The sequence below is a fragment of the Stieleria marina genome (genome assembly GCA_007741555.1).
GTDB lineage: Bacteria > Planctomycetota > Planctomycetia > Pirellulales > Pirellulaceae > K23-9.
This window is the reverse complement of sequence record CP036526.1, coordinates 5447623-5470488: the sequence shown is the minus strand read 5'-3', so window position 1 is coordinate 5470488 and position 22866 is coordinate 5447623. Positions and strand designations below refer to the sequence as shown.

12 protein-coding genes are annotated in these 22866 nt (G+C 54.4%); 7 read left to right on the top strand and 5 right to left on the bottom strand.

Going from position 1 to position 22866, the window contains the following annotated elements; genetic code table 11:
- Positions 1–24: 24 nt before the first annotated feature.
- Positions 25–4722, bottom strand: coding sequence for a PVC-type heme-binding CxxCH protein (locus K239x_RS19395; RefSeq protein ID WP_145419835.1), 4698 nt, complete (start codon positions 4720–4722; stop codon positions 25–27).
- Between the two features lie 102 nt (positions 4723–4824).
- Between K239x_RS19395 and K239x_RS19390 the strand changes: the two genes are divergently transcribed.
- From K239x_RS19390 to K239x_RS19365, 6 genes are all read left to right on the top strand, one after another.
- Positions 4825–5937 (top strand): Gfo/Idh/MocA family protein, encoded by a 1113-nt coding sequence (locus K239x_RS19390; RefSeq protein WP_145419834.1) that lies wholly within the window; start codon positions 4825–4827, stop codon positions 5935–5937.
- Between the two features lie 569 nt (positions 5938–6506).
- The gene (locus tag K239x_RS19385; protein WP_419189171.1) at positions 6507–7769 is read left to right on the top strand and encodes an autotransporter outer membrane beta-barrel domain-containing protein; all 1263 of its coding nucleotides are present in this window, start codon (positions 6507–6509) and stop codon (positions 7767–7769) included.
- A 227-nt stretch (positions 7770–7996) separates the two neighbouring features.
- Positions 7997–8716: a hypothetical protein gene (locus K239x_RS19380; RefSeq protein WP_145419832.1), complete on the top strand. Its 720-nt coding sequence runs from the start codon at positions 7997–7999 to the stop codon at positions 8714–8716.
- Positions 8713–9381 carry an adenylyl-sulfate kinase gene (gene cysC / locus K239x_RS19375; RefSeq protein WP_145419831.1) on the top strand — a complete coding sequence of 223 codons (669 nt, stop codon included), beginning with the start codon at positions 8713–8715 and terminating at the stop codon, positions 9379–9381. The genes K239x_RS19380 and cysC overlap by 4 nt, the downstream gene beginning before the upstream one ends.
- Positions 9382–9593: 212 nt before the next feature.
- A complete protein-coding gene (gene rpsO, locus K239x_RS19370; protein ID WP_145419830.1) occupies positions 9594–9863 on the top strand; it encodes a 30S ribosomal protein S15 in 270 nt (89 codons plus the stop codon).
- A gap of 347 nt (positions 9864–10210) precedes the next feature.
- Positions 10211–12508, top strand: a complete 2298-nt coding sequence (locus K239x_RS19365; protein ID WP_145422456.1) for a polyribonucleotide nucleotidyltransferase — start codon at positions 10211–10213, stop codon at positions 12506–12508.
- Between the two features lie 724 nt (positions 12509–13232).
- Here the strand turns inward: K239x_RS19365 and K239x_RS19360 are convergent.
- The 4 genes from K239x_RS19360 to K239x_RS19345 all read right to left on the bottom strand — a co-directional run bounded on the left by K239x_RS19360 (position 13233) and on the right by K239x_RS19345 (position 16661).
- Positions 13233–13433, bottom strand: coding sequence for a cold-shock protein (locus K239x_RS19360; RefSeq protein WP_145419829.1), 201 nt, complete (start codon positions 13431–13433; stop codon positions 13233–13235).
- 295 nt (positions 13434–13728) lie between these two features.
- A complete protein-coding gene (locus tag K239x_RS19355) occupies positions 13729–14484 on the bottom strand; it encodes a sulfite exporter TauE/SafE family protein (RefSeq protein WP_419189170.1) in 756 nt (251 codons plus the stop codon).
- Between the two features lie 32 nt (positions 14485–14516).
- Entirely contained in the window at positions 14517–15551 is a 1035-nt protein-coding gene (locus tag K239x_RS19350) for an esterase/lipase family protein (RefSeq protein ID WP_145419828.1), read from the bottom strand.
- Positions 15552–15641: 90 nt separating this feature from the next.
- The gene (locus tag K239x_RS19345; RefSeq protein ID WP_145419827.1) at positions 15642–16661 is read right to left on the bottom strand and encodes an exonuclease domain-containing protein; all 1020 of its coding nucleotides are present in this window, start codon (positions 16659–16661) and stop codon (positions 15642–15644) included.
- A gap of 467 nt (positions 16662–17128) precedes the next feature.
- Between K239x_RS19345 and K239x_RS19340 the strand changes: the two genes are divergently transcribed.
- Entirely contained in the window at positions 17129–22729 is a 5601-nt protein-coding gene (locus K239x_RS19340; protein WP_145419826.1) for a cadherin domain-containing protein, read from the top strand.
- The last annotated feature ends 137 nt before the right edge of the window (positions 22730–22866 follow it).

Genomic DNA, 22866 nt, shown 5'->3' with positions numbered 1-22866 from the left:
CAATGACTAAAACGAATACTACCGCTATCGAATCTCGGCAAGAAACGCCAGCAGATGGTTCATGTCTTCTGGCGAAATGACCTTTTCCAATCCCTCGGGCATCAACGACTTACCCGTGGCCGTCATCTGCTCAATTTCGTCTCGCAACAACGTGACTTCTTTTCCCTGCTGCATTCGCAATGTGAGCGATGTGCCTGTCTCCCTGGCGACAAATCCTGTGTGGACAGTTCCGTCGTCCGTTAGCAGATTGTAGCTGCGGAATTTGTCTTCGACTGCTGCACCGGGATCAAGGATCGCAGTCAACATGGCTTCGGGGGAACGGTTCTTTATCGCCGATAGATCGGGGCCGACAGCGAAACCCGTTCCGCGTACTTTGTGACATGCGGCACATTGCGTGTTGAATATTTTCAGGCCTTCAGTGACGTCCCCCCTTTTCGCAGACGAATCGGCATAGCGAGCGAGAATGGATTTGACGCCGGTCGTCGGTGAATCATGCCACAGTGTTTGAGCGATTTTGCGCACCTTTTCGCTTGGATGTTCAGTCAATCGTTTGCGTGCTTGCAGGCTGATTTCGGATCGGTAGACCTCCCCCTCTTCGATGCGTTGGGCCAACAACAAGGCTGTCTTTTCGCGTGCAAGAAGTAACTCGATTACTTCACCGCGGATCAAAGGGCTGAACTCCGGGAAATGTTGAAAGATTGTGTGTGGAGTCTTCGCAACAATCACTTTGGCGGCTGCAAGTTGAACTTGAGTCGGTTCTTTGGCAGACAAACACGCATGCAGATCATCAGTGAAGGAGGGGGCGTCGAGAAAAAACGGAGCAGCCAGATCAATTACGGCAGCACGATGAGCGGCGGTAAACCTTGGCGACCTCACTAACCACCACGAATCGTAAACGATCTTCTTTCGTTCGGATTTTGCAGATATACCGAGCAATTCCCCATTCTGTTGATTGAGTCGAAAGAACGCGGCGAGCTTCAAGAAATCGACCTCGCTTGGATTCTTGGCGTCGAATTTGTCCATGAGTTCGACGAAACTTTTTTTGACCAACTCAACTCGCCCCAGACGCGCGGCCATGTCGATCAATGTCGAGCCGTACTGATCTGCTAGGCCCTGGTGTCGGAACACTGCTTCGAAGAAGTCCGCGAAGTTCTCGTCGTGCAGGGAACTCATTACCGCACCTCGCAAGTAGGTGTCGTCCAGGTCGGCCGCGGCGAGTTTTTCAAGCATGCGTGTCGCTAGCAACGACTTGCAGACGCCCAAGGAATACGCCAGTTGAAGGCGGACTTGTGGTTCGTCGGCAATGCATTCTTCCATCGCGATCAACATCTCTGTCGCCGTTTGGTTGTCGTTCGAAACGAACGGTTCACAAAGTCGGATTGCGTGCCGGCGAACGGTGGCGTGAGCGTCGTTTAACGCTGTTTCAAGATCGTCTGTTTGGATCAGGCCGAGCCCATCAAGTGTGCAAAGAGCGTGCAGTCTGCCCAAGCCGCTGGGTGATTTGGCGGCCATGTTTCGTAGCTTGGGTGTGGCTGCCGGATCGTGTTGATCGATCAACAACGTCTGTGCAAGGTCACGTGTGCGTCCGTTGGGAGACGCAAGCTGTTGGATCAATTCGTCGGTCGTCGATTCGCTTAGTTTGGGGATCTGTCGTGGTGCGGCGTCTGATGGAAAGACGCGGTAGATCCGTCCACGGTCGTGGCCGGATCGAAGGAAAAGTTCTTTTTCGCGTTTGTCGTCAATCCACTCAGGGTGTTCCAGTACCAGACGGTACATGTCTACGACCCAAATCGCGCCGTCTGGGCCTGTCGTGACGGTCGCAGGCCGAAACCAACTGTCAGTCGATGCCAGGAATTCGCGATCGCTTTCGTCGGCCGGTCGCTCGCTGCGAAAGGTGACTCCGTCACGAATCAACTTGCGGCGATGGACCACATTGTGCACCGGTTCGCAGGTAAACGTGTTGTCGGCAAAGTCTTCGCCCAGCAAAACGTCGCGATAGATGGACGTGCTGCATGCCGACGTGAATTTGTGGCCTGTGCCGGGCGCTGGCGGTTTGTAGCCAGACCAGTGACTCAAGATCCGCGAGATAGGAAAAACTTGCGTGTTGTCGACCCGTGCGATGTCGTTGCTGGCCGACGGTGGGGCAACGTGAATATTGCGACGCATATAGTGGTCTGCCAAAACATAATGCCGCAGCGGCAACGGATTGCTGCAGCCAAACCAGTTGCCATGGTCATCACGGTGCCGACCAAACTGCGTGCGTCCGGCTTGGGCGTCCAGCGAACCATCGCCGGGACGGATGCGGAGGTCTTGTCCGCGAATGTCGATCTCCTTGTTCGTTTTGACCGACTTCACGACGCCGCCGCTATCTCCGTTGGCCAAGTACAGCCAATTGTCCAGGCCTCGTTCGAATCCGTTGACTAAATGTTGTTGGTTTCCTTGCGTGAAACCGCGGTAGAGTTCTTCGCGGACTTCGGCCTTTCCGTCTCCATCACGATCAGCGGCGAAGAAAATAGTTGGCGCGGCGGAAACGATCACGCCATCTTTCCAGGCGATCACGCCGGTCGGAAATGGGATGTTGTCCAGGAACAAAGTTGACTGGTCGTAAATTCCATCGCCATCATTGTCCGTCAAGTAACGGACTCGTCCGCCGGGCTTGCCTTTGTCGTCCATGCCAAGCGGGTAGTCCGCCATTTCGACGACCCATAGTTTTCCGTCGGGGCCGAAATCGATTGCGACGGGATCCATGACCAGCGGTTCAGCCGCGACTTGCTGGATCGTAAATCCAGGCCGAAGCCGAATCGAATCAAGCGACAGTTCCGGAGAACGCGGATTGGGCTGCGTTTTGCCAAGTAGTTCGGCGTAGGAACGACGGTCGACGCCGTCGGGCATCCGATGCGTGTCTTCGTTTTGAACCCAAAGATGGCCTTCGGCAAACCAGACGCCGTTGTTTGTTCCGTCTCTGACAATCAATGGAATGTCGACCGAACTTTCGGCCGGATTTGCAAATGCGTCCTGCGATGGATCGTAGAGGCAGATAGCAGATTCGTGGCCGTTGGAAACAATGATGTCGTCGTATCGGTCGCCATCGAAATCAACGAATCGCACCGCGTTGTCACCTCCGTCTTCGGTGACAATGGCGAACGGCAAGTCCGTCAGTTTTTGCCAGTCGCCTTTGTCGGTGCGGTGAAGAATGGACTTCATTGACGGATTACCAACCAAGATTTCCGAGATGCCATCACCGTTGATGTCTCGTAGTCGCACTCCTTGGTCGATACCGTTGACGGTGGTTTTGATCTTGGCCAAGGCGGCTGGCAGCGGAGTCTGTTTGACTTTGGATTCCGTGAAAACGTATGTCGCTTGAGCGTCATCGTTGTTGACAAAAGCGATCGTGTTACCGGCTCCATCTTTCCCAAAGCGAACACCGTGGTCGATGCGATTGGCAGGCGTAGGATCGGGGTTCGTCCCGGCAGTGTCTTGCTGGGCGACTTGTGGGCCATTGGGGGCGGAAGTGATCAGGATGTCGTGGGGAAGGTCTTTCCAGGTTTTGGTTTTCGGTTGCCAGACGCGTGCGATCTGCAATTTTTCGTTGCCGATCAAAACGTCCAAGAATCCATCGTCATTCAAGTCCAGCAAACGAACGCCATTGTCTCCGCCGTCGGTTGCACGAATGCTCTGGCCGAGCAACAAGTTGTCAGTCAGTCGCTGCACGCATTCTTTGAACGTCAGGAATTTGACTCGCTTGCCGAACTTGCGATCCACTCGGTCGACCAACGAAGCCATCTGGTCGTTGCGAATCCATTCGTACGGATGAAACACAATATTGGCGATGCCTTTTTTGATCACTGTTGCTTCGATCGCCGCCAACATGTCGTCGACCGTACGAGGGTTGGTCGGTTGCTGAATATTCTGTCCTTGCCAGTCGTCAGGGATCGTGCAAGGAAACTCCCAGCAGAGTTTGCCGATAGGATACGGGTAGGGATAGTTTTGGATTTTGTTGACGAACGACGGAAAGGGAATGTAACGTTCGAATCGTTCGCCTCCGTCCGTGTTCAGCGTCAGCGATTTTGGCAGTTGGGGATCGGACGAATTCAGCACACAGACAACTGACGTGCTGGCTTGCAGGAAATTTCCTGCGGGCGTTTTTTGATTGATGATCTCGGCAAACGCGCGCGGGCTGGGAGTGTTGAGAGAATCCATGCAAGGGAATCGAAACGCGACAGGATGGTTGCCCGGAATGGAAAACATCGTGTCGACGCACGAGTCGTAAGTTGCTTTTGCCTTGGCAAAATCGCCGCCCTGTAGACACGGGCACGGGTGATCGGTCGTATGCGTTTCGATCGAGACGCCTTCATCAAGCCAGCTTTGCAGTTGTGGATCGTCGGGGGCGACCTTGCAGGGCATGATGCTCAGCGCGGCGCGACCATCGATTTGCTTCAGTCGTTCAAGGATTGGCCGGATGTAGGCCTCGTACTTCGCTGTGTCCCGCATGTCGTCGATGCCGAGCGTGACGACGGCATCGACACCCGGTTCGCCGATCCACTGCGGCGTGGTGAGTTTGGGGAAAGTCGTGTGCGGATAATAGGAATCCGAATACTGATCGAGATACGTCAGCGGATTCGTTGGCACCGGCGCCGGGCGTGTCTTTCGTGCTGGCGGCTGCGCGAAAGTCACGCCCGCAATGAGGAGGCTGCCAAGAAACGAAAGGACGTGCCGCTGCATCTGGCTATTCCGGTCAAAGTAGTCGCATGGGAGGCCGACGGGCCGTTGCTGAAACGACTATTCTAAGCGGTTCCATGTGCGACCGGGACACGAAGCAGGCAAATGTCAGACGACTACGGATTGAGTTCAGTAAAAGAAACGGTCGCGATCGCGCCGCCGTCGATCGACTATTTGCCCAAGATGCCTACGACGTACCGGCCGAAAATCGGTTTGATCGGTGCTGGGGGAGTGAGCGAGTTTCACCTGAAAGCCTATCGCGAGTGCGGTTTCGATGTCGCGGTGATCGCCGATAGAAACATTGAAAAGGCCCAGGCTCGCCGCGACGAGTTTTTTCCGCAAGCCGACGCCGTGAATGACTATCGCGAGCTAATTGGCAGGGACGAAATCGAAGTTGTCGACGTTACGCCACATCCAGTTGATCGCGTGCCGATTGTCAAAGCAGCTATCGCCGCTGGCAAACATGTCTTAAGCCAAAAGCCATTCGTATTAGATTTGGACGTTGGCGACGAACTGATTGCCCAGGCGGCACGGCAAAACGTCCGTCTGGCTGTGAATCAAAATGGTCGCTGGGCACCGCACTTCAGCTACATGCAGCAAGCCGTGGCGTCAGGATTGATTGGCGAAGTGACGTCGATCGATTTTTCGCTGCAGTGGGATCAGACTTGGATCACAGGGAACGAAGCGTTTGAGAAAATTCATCACTTGGTGCTGTTCGATTTTGGGATTCATTGGTTCGACATCGCCGGTTGCTTGATGGGTGACCAAAAAGCCGAGAGCGTTTTTGCGACAGCCACACGTTTTGAACAGCAGACTTTTGAACCACCAGCGATCGCGTCGGCAATCATCCAGTATCCGTCGGCGCAAGTGCGCATGTCATTCAATGCACACACGCGGCTAGGTGAAGAAGACGTCACCACCATTGTCGGAACCAAGGGGACGCTGCGTTGCCGGGGTCGCGGACTGAACGAGCAGTCGGAGATGCAGGTGTTTTTGGAAAACGGATGCTATGTCGCGCCGCTTTCGGGATGCTGGACCGAAAACGGATTCCAGGGAACGATGGCCGAACTGCTTTGTGCCATCCAAGACAATCGCACTCCGTGGAACAGCGCCGCGAATAACACCAAGGGCTTGGAGTTGTGTTTCGCAGCGCTGGAGAGTGCGAATACCAACCAAGTTGTTCCGGTTGGTGCGGTACGAGGTCTTCTGTCGTTCTAAGGTTGGACGCGTTAGGACCGCTTGGGAAGAGCGTTGCTGTACAAGCGGTGAGCTGTTTGGTCGCTACGTTGGTAATGACCGTTCTAATCGCGCAATCCAGCGGCATCGTTCGGCGGATCACCCCCAAAAGTCTAGAGAGTCACCTTGGTAGGATCAGTAACATCCCGATGACCCGTCTTGCAGCGCTGATTGCTGCAAGTGTTGGCATGACGGACAACCCATCTAACAAGGATGTTATTGGGATGAAGAAGAGCGATCGCATTGTTGCGCAGATTCGGAAAACAAATTTACCAACCATCTTCTCGGTTGAGAGTCTTTCCAGGTGGACTTTACTCTGTTTTCTATGCCTGGTCGGCACATTTGCTCAAGGCCAAGGGACGCTTGTTTTTGATGGATCAGAAAACGGGACTACAGCTTTCAGCAAGCAGGTCGGTGACATCAACGTGAACTTCTCAGATGGTTCATGGCATCAATTCATTGTAACCTCGAGCGGTTTATACAACACTGATGAGTATGACTACGCGCTTACGATCCGGCTTGACCGAGACGCAAAGTGGACAGGCTATGACATGAACACTTCGTTTGGAAACGCTACCTTTTCAATCGCTGGACTCGGTGTGAATTCATCTGGCAACTCCACAGTGAGTGGCGCGAATCAACAGTTTGCCACGCCGCTAGTGTTGAAAGCTAACGAAGACTATCGCTTCACAACCACGGGGGCGACCCCGTCACTTGAAGGCTACCGCATCCAAAACTTGATCTTTGAGTTGCTGATGGACGAGGCGACGGGGCGGGTAAATGGCACGGCTGCCCAACTGGGTTTTCAGAACACCAGTTCGGCTTTCCAAGTCCTCAGTCGCCAGTTGAAACAGGTCTCACGCGCACAGCAATTCGCGTCGCCGCTACAGCCGATGGCGCTACGGCAAATGGAATCGGTCAACCCGATCGCCTTGGTTGGATACGAAACGGATGGAGCTGAAGCGAACACGCTCACCTCAACACGACAGAGTTGCTGTTGCAGCTCGATCCAAAACGAATGGAACGGTTGGGTTAGCGGCTACGGCATCGGTGGCGATGTTCAGTCCGACGGCGCCTTTGCAGGCTTGAGCTACCGTAGCGGCGGAACTCAATTTGGCGTGTACCGCAATCTCGATCGCAACACGTTGGTCGGAATGTTCGGCGGTTACAGCAACCAAAGCGTCGATGGGGACGATGGCGACACGGCGGATATCGAAAGCGGCCAATTCGGAGCGTTTCTGAATCGACAATTTGCGGACAATGCCTATCTGATGGCGGCAGGTTCCGGAGCCTTTGACTCGTATCGCACGCGAACTTCGACGGGGGCCAGCGCGGACTTTGATGGTGCTCAAGCTGCAACCTACCTGGAGTTGGGCCGGCAGGGGCGCTGGGGGCGGTCACGCTGGAATCCCAGCTTGGCTTTGCAATACGTCTACCTGCATCAGGAGGGCCACACTGAAGTGGGCACGGTGACGCCAACGATCGATAGCGTCAACGAACACTCCCTGCGAAGCATCCTAGGCGGAACCGCGCAAGGAGCAGCACGCAAAGTTCGCACGGGGCAAATCACGCCGTACGCTTCGCTGCACTGGATGCACGAGTTTTTGGACACGACGACCAACGTAACGGGCATGTCTGGTGGAACCGGATTCGCGACCAACGGCGTGAGTCTTGGGCGTGACTGGGCACTGGTTGGCGGCGGAGCCAGCTACAGCGTCAACTCCTACTCCAATCTGTACGCCGGTTATGACTTGCAGGTAAACGACCGCCAAACGTTTCACACCGGCAACGGCGGAGTTCAGTTTGCCTGGTAAGCCAGTGGGATCACCCACGTGTATCGAAACTGACTGACTGACTGACTGGCAGTCTATAGTGGTCGGCAATTCGTTTTAATTGCAAACGGATGCTGGCTGGAATGCTCTGTGCGTGCGGAGCGAGTCGGCCATCCGGATGCAGCTGACATGAGACCAGCGGCATGATGCGAGCCTATTCAGTAGTGTTGATTGGGTGCACGATAGCGTGCGCCACTTTTGCGGAAGAAGTGACTTCAGTTGTGCCGCAGGAAACGCCGCCAAGCGTCTACTTGATCGGCAATTCGCTGACTTGGGATACCGTGCCGTCGAAGCTGGACGGTGATGTGAAGTGGCATGTGGATTGCGGGAAAAGTCTGCTGTTCGTTCGCGATCATCCTGAAAAACCGTGTGTCGCTTCGTCGACCCTTTGGCCGCAGACGCTAAAGGAACAGCAGTTCGATTTCGTTTCGTTCCAGCCGCACTATGGAACGACGGTTGAACAAGACGTCGAAGTGATCAGCGGATGGATCACACTTCAGTCCAAAGCGATCGTTGTTATTCACACCGGTTGGCCACGCCAGGCGACTTTGGGAGAAGAACGCACATCGACGGATATTTCGCAATCGCTTTTCCACGGTGATGCGTATTTTGACGAATTGTTCCAGCGCCTGCGGGAGAAGCATCCGCTGCGTGAATTTCGCATGACCGGTGCGATGAATCTCTTGCACGCCATCGCGGACGACATCGAAAAAGGAGTCGCACCGATCGATTCGATCAGCGAACTTTATCGTGACAAAATCCACATGACGTTGACCGCCGGTCGGTATCTGATGCACAACGCGATGCGTCGTTCACTCGGACAGTCGCGTTCGGTGGCAGGATTTGAGAAAGTGCCCGTGGATCTTCGGCAGTATTTGAATGCGAAGTTGGATCAGCTAGAGTCTGGGGCTATAAGGGAAAACAAATGACGAATGAAGAAGACATTGTTTGGCACGAGACGACGGTTGACCGGGTGTCGCGCGAAGCCCGCTTGGGGCAGCGAGGCGTCGTGGTGTGGTTTACAGGACTCAGTGGCTGCGGCAAAAGCACCGTCGCCAATGAACTGGATCGGCAGCTCAATGACCTGAGCCACGCGACGATGTTGCTTGACGGCGACAACATTCGGCATGGCCTGTGTGCGCCGCCGGCGAAACTGGAGCCGGAGCACGGCGCGGAATTCGCAAATCGGTTTGGGCTGGGGTTTGGTGCGATCGATCGCGAAGAGAACATTCGCCGAATCGGGGCGGTTGGAGCGTTGATGGCTTCGGCGGGGCTGATCACCCTGACGGCGTTCGTCAGTCCGTATCGTCAGGACCGCGATCGAGTGCGACAGATTGTCGAGGCGTCCGGCAAGGCGGGTGATTTCATCGAGGTTTTTGTCGATACTCCCCTGGAGATTTGCGAAGCTCGTGACCCCAAAGGACTGTACAAAAAGGCTCGTGCCGGCGAAATCAAGCATTTCACCGGGATCAGCGATCCGTACGAGGCACCCGAGAAACCCGAGATTCACTTGGCGGGCGGCGACGACCGAACGCCGGATCAACAGGCCGCTGAAGTGCTGGAAGTACTGAAAACACGCGGGATTTTGGGGTAAACGTTGCTCTATCGCGCCGTTTTCTCAGCCGCTGGCGCTTGCTACGGGCCCCTTCGGTTCTTGGCTGACTGGCATGGGCCCGTGGCTAGCGCCAGCGGCTGAAATGCGGAACCAGAGAGTCTCTTTTTTGCCGTTGCAGGATTTTTCTCCGGCGGTACACTACGCGGCTCAATCCAACACCGAAAATCAGAAGAAAAGACTAGAAACGACGAATGACGATCTCGAAAGAACGTAAGTCTGAATTGATCAAAGAGCACGGTCATACTGGTGGCGACACTGGTTCTCCCGAAGTTCAAATCTCGATTTTGACGGAACGAATCAACGGACTGACCGAACACATGCGGACTCACCGCAAAGATTACGCTTCACGGCGTGGCTTGTTGGGCTTGGTCAGCCGACGCCGGCGTTTGCTGGATTACGTGCGGGGCGAAGACCCGCAGCGATATCTCGATATCATTGGAAAACTGGGCATTCGAAAGTAGCCCACGTCCGCCGCACACTTGCGATGATGGCAAACTTGCCTCAGCCTGCTTGTGAGCGGCGAGGCCACTTTTCTCTCTGAAGCATCCAGTGCGGCTACTGCGGTAGTGCCGCCTGTCTAAAGCGTGCTGCGATTTGTGCAGCGCTCTGGCCAAACACGGTTGTTAGTACACGTTTTGCCGAGCGTCCAAGTCGCCCCTTGCTCGCTTTCTTTGTTGGTGTTGCCGTTTTGTTTGTGAGTGCCCCAGGTAGGGGCGTTACGGTGCGCGCATCTTTCGTTGTTGTCTCGCGCGGCCACCGTACTTTTATTGTTTATGTAGGTTGAATTAGAAAAACGAAGGTGTCAAAAGTGACAGAAAAGAAAATTCGCGTCGAAAAGAAAATCGGAGGACAAACACTGTCTTTCGAAACCGGACAAATCGCCAAGCAGGCTGCCGGTTCAGTATTGGTTCAGTACGGTGAAACCGTCGTCTTGTGTGCTGCGGCATCAAGCGATCCTCGCCCAGGCTTGGACTTCTTTCCGCTGATGTGTGACTATCGCGAGCGGTTGGCTGCGGCTGGTAAATTCCCTGGTGGTTTCCTGAAAAGAGAAGGCCGACCCAGCACCAAGGAAACATTGAGTGCTCGATTGATGGACCGCCCAATTCGTCCGTTGTGGCCAGAAGGTTACAAAGACGAAGTTCAGGTTCAAGCGTTTGTCATCGCTAGCGATCTGCAAAACGACGGTGACGTGCTGGCGATGAACGGAGGGTGCCTTGCACTTCACATTAGCGCGTTGCCTTTCCAAGGCCCAATCGGTTCGGTTCGTGTCGGCAAGGTTGACGGCGAATTGGTTGCTTTCCCAACTCATGATCAGTTGGAAGAGAGCGAATTGGACATGATCGTCAGCGGCTCGCGTGAGCAAGTTGCGATGATCGAAGGCTTCGCGCACGAGATGCCCGAAGACGAAATGATGGAAGCGATTCAGTACGCTCACGGCGTCATTCGCGAAGTTATCGAACTGCAGGAAGAGCTTTACGCCAAAGTAAATCCTGTCAAAACGCCGTACACACCGCCCGAAGACGATGGTTTGTTCGGTCGTCTGAACGACGGATTCTACGACGAATTCCGCAATGCAATGCAAACGCCCGGCAAAGCCGATCGTGCCGATGCAACGCGTGCCGTCAAAGAAAAAGCACTTGCTGCGATCATTCCTGATCCCAAAGCGGACGATGCCGTTTGCTCCAAGCGATTCAAATCGGTTTGGCACGACCTAGAAGAAAAGGTCATGCGTGACCTGATCTCCGCTGGCACTCGTCCCGACGGTCGTGACAACACTTCGCTTCGCCCGATCTACTGCGAAACCGACTTGCTGCCACGTGTTCACGGTTCAGCCCTTTTCCAACGTGGTGAGACTCAGTCGCTGATCACGATCGCACTGGGAACCGCTCGCGATGAGCAACGTGTTGACGGACTGATGGACGAGTACAGCAAAAAATTCATGCTGGACTACAACTTCCCGTCCTTCTCGGTTGGCGAATGTCGTCCGATCCGTGGACCTGGTCGCCGCGAAATCGGTCACGGTTGTTTGGCCGAACGCTCGGTCGCTCCTGTGTTGCCAGCCGCGGAAGATTTTCCGTACACGATCCGCGTGATCAGTGATATCACCGAATCGAACGGTAGTAGTTCGATGGCTTCGGTGTGTGGTGCGACTTTGGCCTTGATGGCTTCGGGCGTTCCCATCAGCAACCCTGTCGCTGGTATCTCGGTCGGCTTGGTTCGTAAAAGCGAAGACGACTACGTGTTGTTGACTGATATCCTGGGAACCGAAGATCACTTCGGCGACATGGACTTCAAGATCGCTGGTAGCCAAAAGGGCATCACCGGCATCCAGTTGGACCTGAAAGTCACCGGCATTAGCGAAGAGATCATTCGTGCAACGCTGAAGCAATCGCGTGAAGCTCGTATCGAAATTCTTCGCAAGATGTTGACCACGATCCCACGTCCACGACGCGAAACAGCTCCCACAGCACCTCGCTTGTTGCGTACCAAGATCGCTGCCGACAAGATCGGTGCTTTGATCGGCCCTGGCGGAAAGAACATCCGCGGTATTCAGGAATCGACTGGCTGCGTGATCGAAGTCGACGACGAAGGTACTGTCTTGGTCGCCAGTAGCAGCAAGGAATCGGCCGAAGCAGCAATGCGTCTGGTCGAAGCTTGCACAGCGACTGTTCAGATCGGCAAGATCTACGACGGAACTGTCAGCAGCATCAAGGACTTCGGCGCGTTTGTCGAAATCCTGCCTGGTCGCGACGGACTTTGTCACATCAGCGAATTGAGCAGCGGCTACATCAGCAGCATCGATAAAGTTGTCAACGTTGGCGACTCAATGAAGGTGCTTGTGATCGATGTCGACGAGCACGATCGCGTCAAGCTCAGCCGCCGCAAGGCACTGGAAGAGCTGGGCGAAGAAGATCCCATCGCAGCAGCCGAAGCCGAAAATGGTGGCGGCGACCGCCCTGAACGCAGCAGCGGTGGCGGAGACGGCGAAGATCGTCCACGTCGACGTCGCGGTGGAAGTGGTGGTAGTGGTGGCGGCGGAGGCCGTGGCCGAAGTGGCGGCAGTGGTGGACGCAGCAGTGGCGGCGGACGCTCAAGCCGCGATTGATCGCAAGTCGAAATTTAAATAACGAAACCCAGGTCGCCAAACGCAAGTTTGGCGACCTGGGTTTTTTCGTGATCAGTTGTTTGGTGTCAATTGGGGCATTTCAATCGAGAGGTCCAATCGGACAACGCGATGTTCAGAGTTGCTTGCGAATCACACCGTGGCTGGCAGCCAAAAAGAGACATCGCAGTTCCTGGCAGTCAGCATTTGGAAGAAGGTCTTTCGGCTCGAATCCGTTTCCAAGATTTGAATACGAGTTAGCTGCCTAGATGATGCGAGTTCGCGCAGGTTTGGCTGCGATTATCGAGCGAGCATCATGATCGTTAGTCGGCCGAAATCTGGCTGATCGTTCCGGTTAGAAAAAACCGCCCGGGACTTTCGTATTTAAAAGCCAGCGGTGGTGTGGCAGATCAAGCAAAGTGAGTGAAAGCCGTTCGTCCAATGGACGTCTCGCCTTGTCATCTTCCCGCGGCATCATGTTCATTTTGAAGATTTCGATGCTTCGACCTGATTTCAATCCCTCCAAGAATCCATTGCCAGGGGGGGAATAGACGAGCGATCGCGATGGTCACACAGCAGATGGTCGGTAGTAGAAACACAAAACGATGCATGGCGAATTTGCCTGAGCGATCAGGTTGTCTCGTTTGCGATCCTGCAATAAAAAAAGGTGCCCAGCACGTTAGCACTGGGCACCTTTATGTTTCGTTACTAGATCCTGCGATGCAGGCTAGCGAGCTACCTGAACGTTTTCCGCACAGGGGCCTTTTTGACCACTCACTTCGTTAAAAGTGACTTGTTGTCCTTCGCGTAGGTCGTCGAAGCTTGCGCCTTCAACACTTGACGAGTGGAAGAACAAGTCTTTTTCGGCTCCAACGTCAATGAATCCAAAACCCTTGTCCGTGAGCCGCTTAATCGTACCTTCAGCCATCGTTCATTCAATCTAAATTTGTTTCTGTGCAGCGTTGCTTGAGACGGAATTGTCCAAGCCAATGGCGCTACAGGCACTAGGGTACCAAAAATTGGCCGTCCGCGGAGATAGGCTGTCTCGGGATGCCTTTTTTTTCGGTGTGACACAAAGCTGGTCAAACGACGTTTAACGTAGCTCGATTGAGAAACGCACCGGAAATTGCGGTGAAAGCGACGACTGGCGTGCAAGTTTCGTCAGCCAAATCGGTCCTGTTCTCTAGCATTTCAGCTTGCTGTCATTACTCGGATTGGGGGCGTTAATTTAAGAAACTACTGGCAATCAGCTTCGTACCAGTGGCGACCATGACCACGACCAGGAAACCGAATATCAAGCGATTGCCTTTTTTGATGGCTAGTTTGGCGCCTGCAACGCCACCCAGCACGTTGCCGGTTGCCATCACCAGTCCCGGCACCCAGTCGATCAAATCGTAGATTGCGAACATCACAATGGCGGCGAGCGTGACCAGAAAGCCGATCCAGTTTTTTACTGCGTTGGACGCGACTAGATCTCCCGTGTTTAGCAGTCCCATAGCCAACAGAACCAGGATTCCCATTCCAGCCTGGATGAAGCCAACGTAGATCCCGATGCCAAAGAAAACGGGGGCAATCCAGCGTTTGGAGCTTTCCGCTGCAACGTGTGACTCAGTGATTCGCTTGGGGTTCTTGATCAACAAGCCCGCCATGACAAGAAAGATCACGCCAAATACCGGCTCGAACGCCTCAGCTGGAAGGTAAACGGCTAACAAAGCACCCAATGGGACTCCCAGGAGCGTCGGGATCGTTAGCCGGTTGGCTAACTTGCGATCCAAGTGGCCGTGTTTGTGGAACGTCGCGACCGCCGAACCGCTCGAAAATAGTACGGCGACACGGTTCGTGCCGTTGGCGATTTTGGGGTCCAGGCCAAATAGCATCAGCGCTGGCAAGGTCAGAAACGAACCACCACCGGCGATCGTGTTGATAATCCCTGCGGCAAATCCTGCGACGACGAGCATCAGGTAGTTAGCAACGTCCAAAGCGATCTCGAATTGATTCAGTGCGGTGTGGTTCAGTGCGACGTAATGAACTCGACAGCGTACTGCACCGCACGTGGATCATTCATCAAAAAGCTATGTAGCACAGGCAGGGTATAAAACTCTTCGCTGCCCGGCAATTTCGCTTCATCAAGGCTGACGACAAAATCGCCGTCGCCATCGACTAGCGGATTGTTCACCAAGTTGGCGGAAACATCTCCCGCGACGATTGCAAACGGAAACGGCGGAGTCGCAAGTTTCGAGACAAACTCTTCCCACTTTGGGCCTAGTTCCATGCCACCTTTTCCAGTGACAATCCCGTACAGTCCGGTTGGCGCCAGACGCCTGGAAATCGATGCGCCTTGATTGGGCGGCCCCAGCATGACCATGGATCGACAACGCGGCAAAATGTTGCCAGGGTCACCCGACGATTGCAAATCGCCCACCAACCGCCGCACCACAATGTTGCCCATGCTGTGCCCAGCAAAACTAAATTGAGCGTCGGCCGGCTGGGCTTCCAAAACTTTTCGCAGAGCCGCAGCGTGATCGTCGATCGACTTGCGTGTGCTGGCATATTGAAAACGAATGACATCGTCCAACTCTTTTTCTCGCAGTGCCAACTCCAGCGGCTTCATCGAATTGCTGGATCGCATCAAGCCGTGCAGCAAGACAGCAACGTGCGGGGCGGTTGCGGTTGATGCTGGAGCCGGGGCCATTTTGTCCAGTGCAGCTTGGCACTGAGCTTCGGTTCCCCACGCACGACGAATGTTGTTTTTGTCCAGCAGCCGAAAGTGTTTGGTCAGCGAATGCTCTTGAATCCGATAACCGGCTCGGTAAGCGTGGTCGGTCCAGATCTGTGTGCCGCCCGTTGTTTTGGTTGGCAGGTTAAATCGCAATTTTGTTTTGTTGTCGACCACCTGATCCTCAGTGGTTGGGGGAGTTGCGAGCTGGCTCTGGCGGTCATCGCTGGACGCCGATGGGGGCGAATCCGGGCTGCTGGTTTGTCCGGCGATTTGGTGGGATTCGAAGACGACGGAGCTGATCAGAGCAGCAATCAACAGGATACGCATTGAGGGAGGTTTTCGGGAGCACGAGTTAGTGAAAAGGACCGCTTATCTACCCAGAGCCCGCGATTTGACCTTCTGTACGCAAGAAATTTGTCATTCGCTAGGCATCGCCGCAACCAGTTCGACAAATTCCAGTTCGCTCAAAATGCGGACCTTGGGGCCGTCGGTGCCCTGTTGTTTGGCAGCCTGCTGCTGTCGCCCGATTTCGATTCGATCGTTCTTTGTGTTTTCATCTTCGTCGCCAAGGACCAGGATACTGGTTAGCGAAGTGATTTGACTTTGGCAATCGCCGCCGCTGCGTGCGGCCAACTGTTGGGCGTCGGTCAGGGAAAGCTTGGTCATCTTTCCGGAGAAAACGATCGTCTGTCCGGCAAGCGGTCGAATGAAATCGGCTCGCACCAATAAACGTTGGAGGTCCACTGTCGATGGCTGATAGGCCAGCGGCACTTCGCGAACGAAGCTGGAATTCGCCGTGGTCGTTTTGGCACCGCTAGCTTTGGCTGTCTGGCGACGTTTCTTGATTCGTGTTGGTCCCTGCTTTCCCCAGTCGCCTGCCGTTCCGCGCGAAAGCGTTAGTTTGGCCTCGAGTGATTCCAGAGAGTCGACGCGTCGATCGATCCCCGCTGCGAGCAAGATTTTTGCGCAAGCAATCGAATCTTCCAACGCGTCGTGATGTTGAAACCGAACACCCAGCCAATCCGAAAGTGGTTTCAATCCAAAGCGTGGCCGCTTGGGCCAGACACGTCGCGCGATTGCGCGGGTGCACGTGTACTGCAGATTCGGAATCGATTGCCCATGTTTGGTCAGGCAGGCCAAGAGCACGCCCATGTCAAAGCTGGCGTTGTGAGCGACCAAACAATCGTCGCCAAACGTTTGCATGATTTCTGGCCAAAGCTGGCCGAACGTTTTTTCTTCTTCGACTTGGCCGGGCGTAATACCGTGAATGCGAATGTTGGACTGTGCAAAGAAGAACGGTTCGGGACGAATCAGCCACATCGCTTGATTGACGATTTTCCCGTCACGGACTCTTACGGCAGCCAATTGGCAAGCACTGTCGGATCGGCGACTGGCCGTTTCAAAATCGATGGCGGTGAAGTTAGCGGCAAATTCCATTTTCTTCCGAATCTCCTTGCGGCGCCAGCCCCCGATCTCGGCTCGATCCAGCAACGTGTATCAACCGTGCGATGGCCGTGTGATTGTCATCATTTCGGCCAAGTAACGGCTTCGTCCAGCCATTTGGTGACATTTATCGTGGGCATTCCGTCAGGTTGCAAGTCCAGCGCCGGCATTGTGGCGGCCGCCGATCCGTAGGTTGGGTGCCCCGTTATTGGCTTAGCGACGGGCTTTGGGCGACTTCTTGCGTTTTGGTTTCACCTAACCGGTGAGGCCCGAATGCCAATCGCAGCGGAGTATCTGGCAAATCTTCTTGTTTACGATACGCGACAGATTTATTGTGTACGGCTGGTTTTCGGGGGGTTACGCAAACGTCTTGTAGAATTGTTGTCAGTATCAACACCTTTGCTGCTTGCCCAGTCGACCGTTTTTCTCTTCCTTATGACGTTCTACGAAACTGCATCACTATGACTTTATCCAACTCTGTTCGCGGTGTGAAACGAAATCGTTTGGGCAAGAGACGTGGTAGCCAACGCGAGTTGAAGCGTCGCCGCAGCCTACGGCGAAGCTTTGAGCAATTGGAATCGCGCCAGCTACTTGCTTCATTGGCAGGTGAGGTTTGGGCGGATGCCAACAGTGATGGAGTCCATGATGCCAGCGAAGTCGCGGTGATTGATGCTCGCGTGTATATCGACAGCAATGATGATCGACAGTTTAACGCTAACGAACGATTTACTCGCACCGATAGTTTGGGGCAGTACACATTGGATCGACTGGCGGCGGGAAGCCATGTTGTTCGCGTCGACTTTATGCCTGGACAGGCTCAGACCAGTCCCTTGGCTTTCAACGGGACCGCCATTGATCCATCGGGTGATGGTTCCCAGACACGTTTGTTTCAGATGGGGCCGGATGGCGGAGTAACGTTGGTGGGACTGCCGTCGGATCAGTCCATCGATGGGTTGGTTGAAAACAACGCTGGCGAATTGATCGGACTTGATTCGCAAACCGACACGATCTACCGCGTCGACAAAAGTTCTGGTGATGCACTGCAGCTTGCGGTCGCGAGCGTCGACCTGCAAGGCGGACTGGCATATGACGCCCAGTCGGACACGATTTATGCGACTGCCAAAGTCGATGGTTCGTTGCAGTTGATGACGGTCGATCAAGCGTCCGGACTGGTGGCGGAACCGGAGTTGGTAGTAAGTGATGTGCGAACGACTAACTTCGGCAGCAATTTTTACGATTTCAATCTTGCCAGCCAAACCGCCGCTGCGATTCCGCGCAACGGTGGTTTGTTTTCTTCCACGTTGGACCAACGCAGTGACGGAGCGATCTTTGGATTGCAAGGAAACTCACTGATCGAATTCGCTGTTACATCGGCAGGCTCTTCGGGCCAGCAGGTAGCAATTCTCTCGCAATCGATCGCTGCGATTAGCTTTGGAGCCAATGATCAACTCTTTGGTGTCAGCAGTGTGCCGTCAACTCTGCACCAAATTGACGCCGCCAATGGAAATGTAACGGGCTCGGTGGCGATTACGCACAATGGATCTCCCATCTCAGGAGTCGCAGGATTTGACATTGCCGCAGACGGCACACACTACTTGGTTGATTCGACGCATCTCTACACATTCGATCCTGCAACCGGTGTCGCCACCCAGGCGCCCAATCAGGCTCTTCCAGCCTCGTCTCCCATTTTTTCGTCGCTCTCGGTAGCAGCCAACGGAGTGCTGTACGCAACTTTGTTTAGCACTACGACGCCGGTTGCTTCGATCGATCCCGTGACCGGGATCGCCACGCCGCTTGGCAATAGTCCACTAGGGGCGCCTTATTCGGCCATCGTTGCGGGGGATTCGTTTGCGACGGCCGCCCCGTTGCTTGGAGCAAACGCAAGCGATTTGACGTTTGATCCGGTCGCCCAACGGATCGTTGGATTTGACGACGCGAACGACCGGTTCTTTCAATTCGATACACAGGGACGCGGCACCACGCTGGCGACCTCGGAGCGAGGCTTGAACAGTTCTTCGTTGGCGTTTGATGGCTCGCGATTTTTAATGTTCGATGCCGACGATGCGACGGGGCAAACCGTCCTGCAAGTCGATCCGGACACCGGACAAATTCAGACCCATCTGCAAACCTCCAGCGGCTTAGCGACGCAAACGCTGGGTTTGTCAGATCGCAGTACCGCTTTTCGAGTAGCGGTGAGTACTTCGGATGATATCACGGGGCTTGATTTTGGTTTGGCCGGTGTCGTCAATCGTCCCGCTTTGGGAACAGGGATGTTCATCAACGAACTGGTGATCGCCCCCGAGTTCGAAAGCCGCGACACGCATCAGGCAATTGAGCTTCGCGGCGAGCCAAATTCCACGATTCCGGCAAACACCTATTTTGTTTTGGTCAAGGAAAACCAGTCGATCGCTGGGGATCAGTTTGAAACCGGCCATGTTCAAGGTGTCTTTGACTTGAGCAATTTGACTTTTGGTGCCAATGGATTTCTGGTGATGTTGCCTCAGGGCAGCCCGTACAGTGTTCACCCACAATCGACGGTCCTGCAATCCAACGCCACTGGATTTAGTGGACTTCCCGGCGATATCTACACCGATGACGATCCCAACAGCGGAACGATTTCAAAAGCCATCGGCAGCACCGGCTATTTCCTGGTTCAGTCCGATATTCCGCCGGTCGTGGGAGCCGACGTGGATACCGACGACGATGGATTTGCCGACCCCGGCGGCGTCATGGACGATTGGATGGTCCACGATTCGATTGCCCTTCACCCCTTTGTCGGTCGCGGCGACCAGACCTACGCCGACATCGTTTTTGTGGACCAAGGCACCGGCAACGTCGGTGAATTGACACGTCGCGAGGGCGTGCCGCAAGTTATTCGAGAAGCAACCGACTATGCCGGCCGGTTAGGAGATAGTATCGGACGAACCGAAGCTGATTGGATTATTGGCACGGCCATTGATGTCGCGGCCGCGGGAGATCCGTTCCAGCTTGGTTTGGACGATGGACTCTTTGGGGTGCCCATCCCTGAGCCGTTCAAAGCGCGTCTGTTGGATCACTTTGGCGAAAGCAACTTTATTGGCGGCGTTCGTGGCACGGTAAGGCTTGCGCCATTGGTCGACGGAGATGCCGTCGTCGATCCCGCTGCGAACGTGACCGTTTTGGCAGATACCAATGGCAACGGACTGCGAGATGTAATTAGCTACCGGCTGGAGCCAGACGACTATCAAGTCAATGCGGATCTGACGCATGTCACCCCGGGGGTGACCGTTAGTACGATCCAGCCTGGTTTTAATCCTCCGACAGGAAGCACTGGATTTAAAATTCGTCCCGTCGCCGAATCCCCGCTCAATCCTCTGGGCAATAAGTTGTTTTCGCACGAGGGCGTCAATTTCTTTAATCAGGATGCGAGGCATTTTCGAGCCAGTTTTTATCGGCCCGCCCGATCGGTTTCGATTGTGGGGATCGCGCCGCGTAATAACACTTTACAGTCTCTGACTCGGTTGGATGCTTATAACGCGGACGGCGTCTTGCTAGGATCGGTCACCAGTCAAATTCTCAGCGGCACCGCAAGTGAAGTGTTGAGCCTAGAATTCTCCGATGATTCGATTGCATACGCCGAAGCCTACTCGGTGACCGAGGCGGTCGTCATCAACGGAGCCACTTTTAGTGGTTCTGCTTTTGGTCGCTTGGATGATTTTCGTTACACGCAATCCGAAGCAATCACGTCGACCAACTTGTTTGGTGAATATGAACTTACCAATTTGTTTCCTGGCAACTACGAAATCAATTTTCTCAATTCCACAAGCAATCGTGAACTGAGTGGTGCGCAAAAAGTTCCGCTGCGGGTCGTCAGGCACGAAAACTACATCCTGTCGCCCAATTCGGTTCCGGTAACAAGCGACATTGACATCGCCGTTTTAGAGAACACGCCCACTGGCGTATCAGTCGGTCAGGTTGTCGGTTCCGATAGCGACGGGCAAGTTAGTTATTCGTTGGCGAGCGGGCAGGCGTTTGGATTCCAAATTGACAGTGCATCAGGTGTGTTGACGGTCGGGCCCGGCACCGTTTTAGACTTCGAGAACCAATCTCAATTTTCATTCACGGTCGCGGTTTCCGACCGAGTAGGTGCGGTCACCAATGCGACGGTCAATGTTGACGTGCTGGACATCAATGAGCCGCCCGTCATTGAACCGACTGCGGTGAATGTTTCTGAAGCGGCAGCGTCGGGCACTGATGTGGGCCGAATCAGAGCGACCGATCCGGATACCCAGCCAAACGATCGGTTGTTGAGCTATTCCATTGACGGCGGAACTGGCGCGTCGATATTTACGATCGATCCCGACACCGGAATCCTAACACTCTCGAATCCCGACGGTGTGAACTATGAACAGACACAGGAGCTGACGCTGGACGTCACGGTGACCGACAACGGCGCAACTCCACAATCGACCTCGCAAACTCAGGTCGTCAAGATATTGGATGCAAACGATGCACCGCAGCTGTCGCTGCCGGATTTGTCGATTGTCGAAAACAGCACCGGAATCGTCGGCATCATTGGTTTGTCCGACGAGGATGCGAACCAAGAACACTTGTTCCAAATTGACGGTGGCAGCGGTGACGCTGTGTTTGAACTTCGTCCTGGTGGCAGAATTGCCGTACGCAACGACGTCGAACTTGACTTTGAAAGTCAATCAGAGTTCTTGCTAAACGTGACCGTAGTCGATAACGGTGCTCCGGCAATGACCGCCAACGGTGTTTTGCGGTTGTTGATAACCGATGTCAACGAACCGGCGGCGCTTCAGATCAATACGGCGTCGGTAGGTGAAAATGCCGTCGCTGGTGACGTTGCGACCACCATCAATATGGTCGACGCTGAAAACGCGATCGCAAATTACACCGTCACGTTGCTTGACGAATTGGATGGCGGAGCTTTTGAACTACGTGCCGTCGCGTCAGCTGATCCGTTGCAGAAGAAGTTTGAATTGGTTGTCGCCGATGGTGCTGCGTTTGATTTTGAGACCCAGTCGACACTGAGAGTTGTGTTCCAAGTCGACGACCAGACCGGTGGTAGCGAATCGGCGCGTTATGAACGTGTTATTGCGGTTCGCAACGAGAATGATGCGCCATCCGTTTTGACGACCAGGATCAATGTGTCCGAATCGGCTCAGCCTGGCGTAGAGAACCCATTGGCCAGGTTGCGATTCGCGGACGTCGACCCCGGGGAGTCGTTTACAGCGACCATCGTGGGTGGAACAGGAGCGGACAAGTTTTTGCTGGACCCGACCACTCATGTACTGACACTCGCGCCGGGATCGGTTCTGGATGCTGATGTCGCCGATCCGACTTTGACGTTAGAAGTTCAAGTCACTGATTCAGGTGGCAAGTCAGCGATCGGCACGGTTTTGGTTCGATTGAACAACGTGAACGAGCCGCCGATCTTTAGTGACACGCTTGGTACTGTTTCGGTGGACAGCGGAGCGGTATACCGGAAAGTCTTTGATGACAGCTTTGTCAGCGATCCCGAAGGTGGCGATTTTCAGATCAGCGTATTCGATTCGTCCGCCACACTGCCAAAGTGGATCAAGTATGACCCAGCATCTCGAACGTTATCGGTGCTTCCTGATCCAAGCTTTGTCGGCGATCATCAGTTCACGGTCCGCGCCTTTGAACTGGGGTCCAGTGATGTCAACGATCTGGTGTTTACGATTCGCGTCAATCCAGGTGATCGGCCACTGACCAATCAGCGTGACCGTTTGGATGTGGACAATAACCTATCGATCGCACCGAGTGATATTCTGGCAGTGATCAACTTCTTGGCTGAGTACGGTGAATCGACTGTCAGTTCGGATCGGCCGTTTGCCGGGTTTGTTGACGTCAGCGGTAACGGAGTCGTGACGCCTTTGGACATCTTCCTGGTGATCGAAGGTCTATCGGCACAAAATGCCCGTCGTGGACAAGGCGAACAGATCTCAGTGAACGATTCCTTGTCGTTTTTGGATTCGGACCGCGAAGATTTCGTTGACGAAGTGTTCGCGGATATCGGGGAAGTTTCGCTCTTCTAGGTTCTGGTTATCGCGCCGCAAGTGAAACGCTCGGCAGCAGGTCAGACGGGCGTGTTCGCGATTGCCGGCGTTTCGGTGTGACACTGACAGACGGGTGGTGATTTCGCTCTGTCGTTCGTATCTTTGATGGGAACTGG

Bases quoted from the DNA above. Each gene is read 5' to 3' on its own strand.
- rpsO (WP_145419830.1), top strand. From the start codon at position 9,594: ATGACGATCTCGAAAGAACGTAAGTCTGAATTGATCAAAGAGCACGGT.
- K239x_RS19345 (WP_145419827.1), bottom strand. From the start codon at position 16,661: ATGGAATTTGCCGCTAACTTCACCGCCATCGATTTTGAAACGGCCAGT.
- K239x_RS19350 (WP_145419828.1), bottom strand. From the start codon at position 15,551: ATGCGTATCCTGTTGATTGCTGCTCTGATCAGCTCCGTCGTCTTCGAA.
- cysC (WP_145419831.1), top strand. From the start codon at position 8,713: ATGACGAATGAAGAAGACATTGTTTGGCACGAGACGACGGTTGACCGG.
- K239x_RS19390 (WP_145419834.1), top strand. From the start codon at position 4,825: ATGTCAGACGACTACGGATTGAGTTCAGTAAAAGAAACGGTCGCGATC.
- K239x_RS19360 (WP_145419829.1), bottom strand. From the start codon at position 13,433: ATGGCTGAAGGTACGATTAAGCGGCTCACGGACAAGGGTTTTGGATTC.
- K239x_RS19385 (WP_419189171.1), top strand. From the start codon at position 6,507: ATGAACACTTCGTTTGGAAACGCTACCTTTTCAATCGCTGGACTCGGT.
- K239x_RS19395 (WP_145419835.1), bottom strand. From the start codon at position 4,722: ATGCAGCGGCACGTCCTTTCGTTTCTTGGCAGCCTCCTCATTGCGGGC.
- K239x_RS19340 (WP_145419826.1), top strand. From the start codon at position 17,129: ATGACTTTATCCAACTCTGTTCGCGGTGTGAAACGAAATCGTTTGGGC.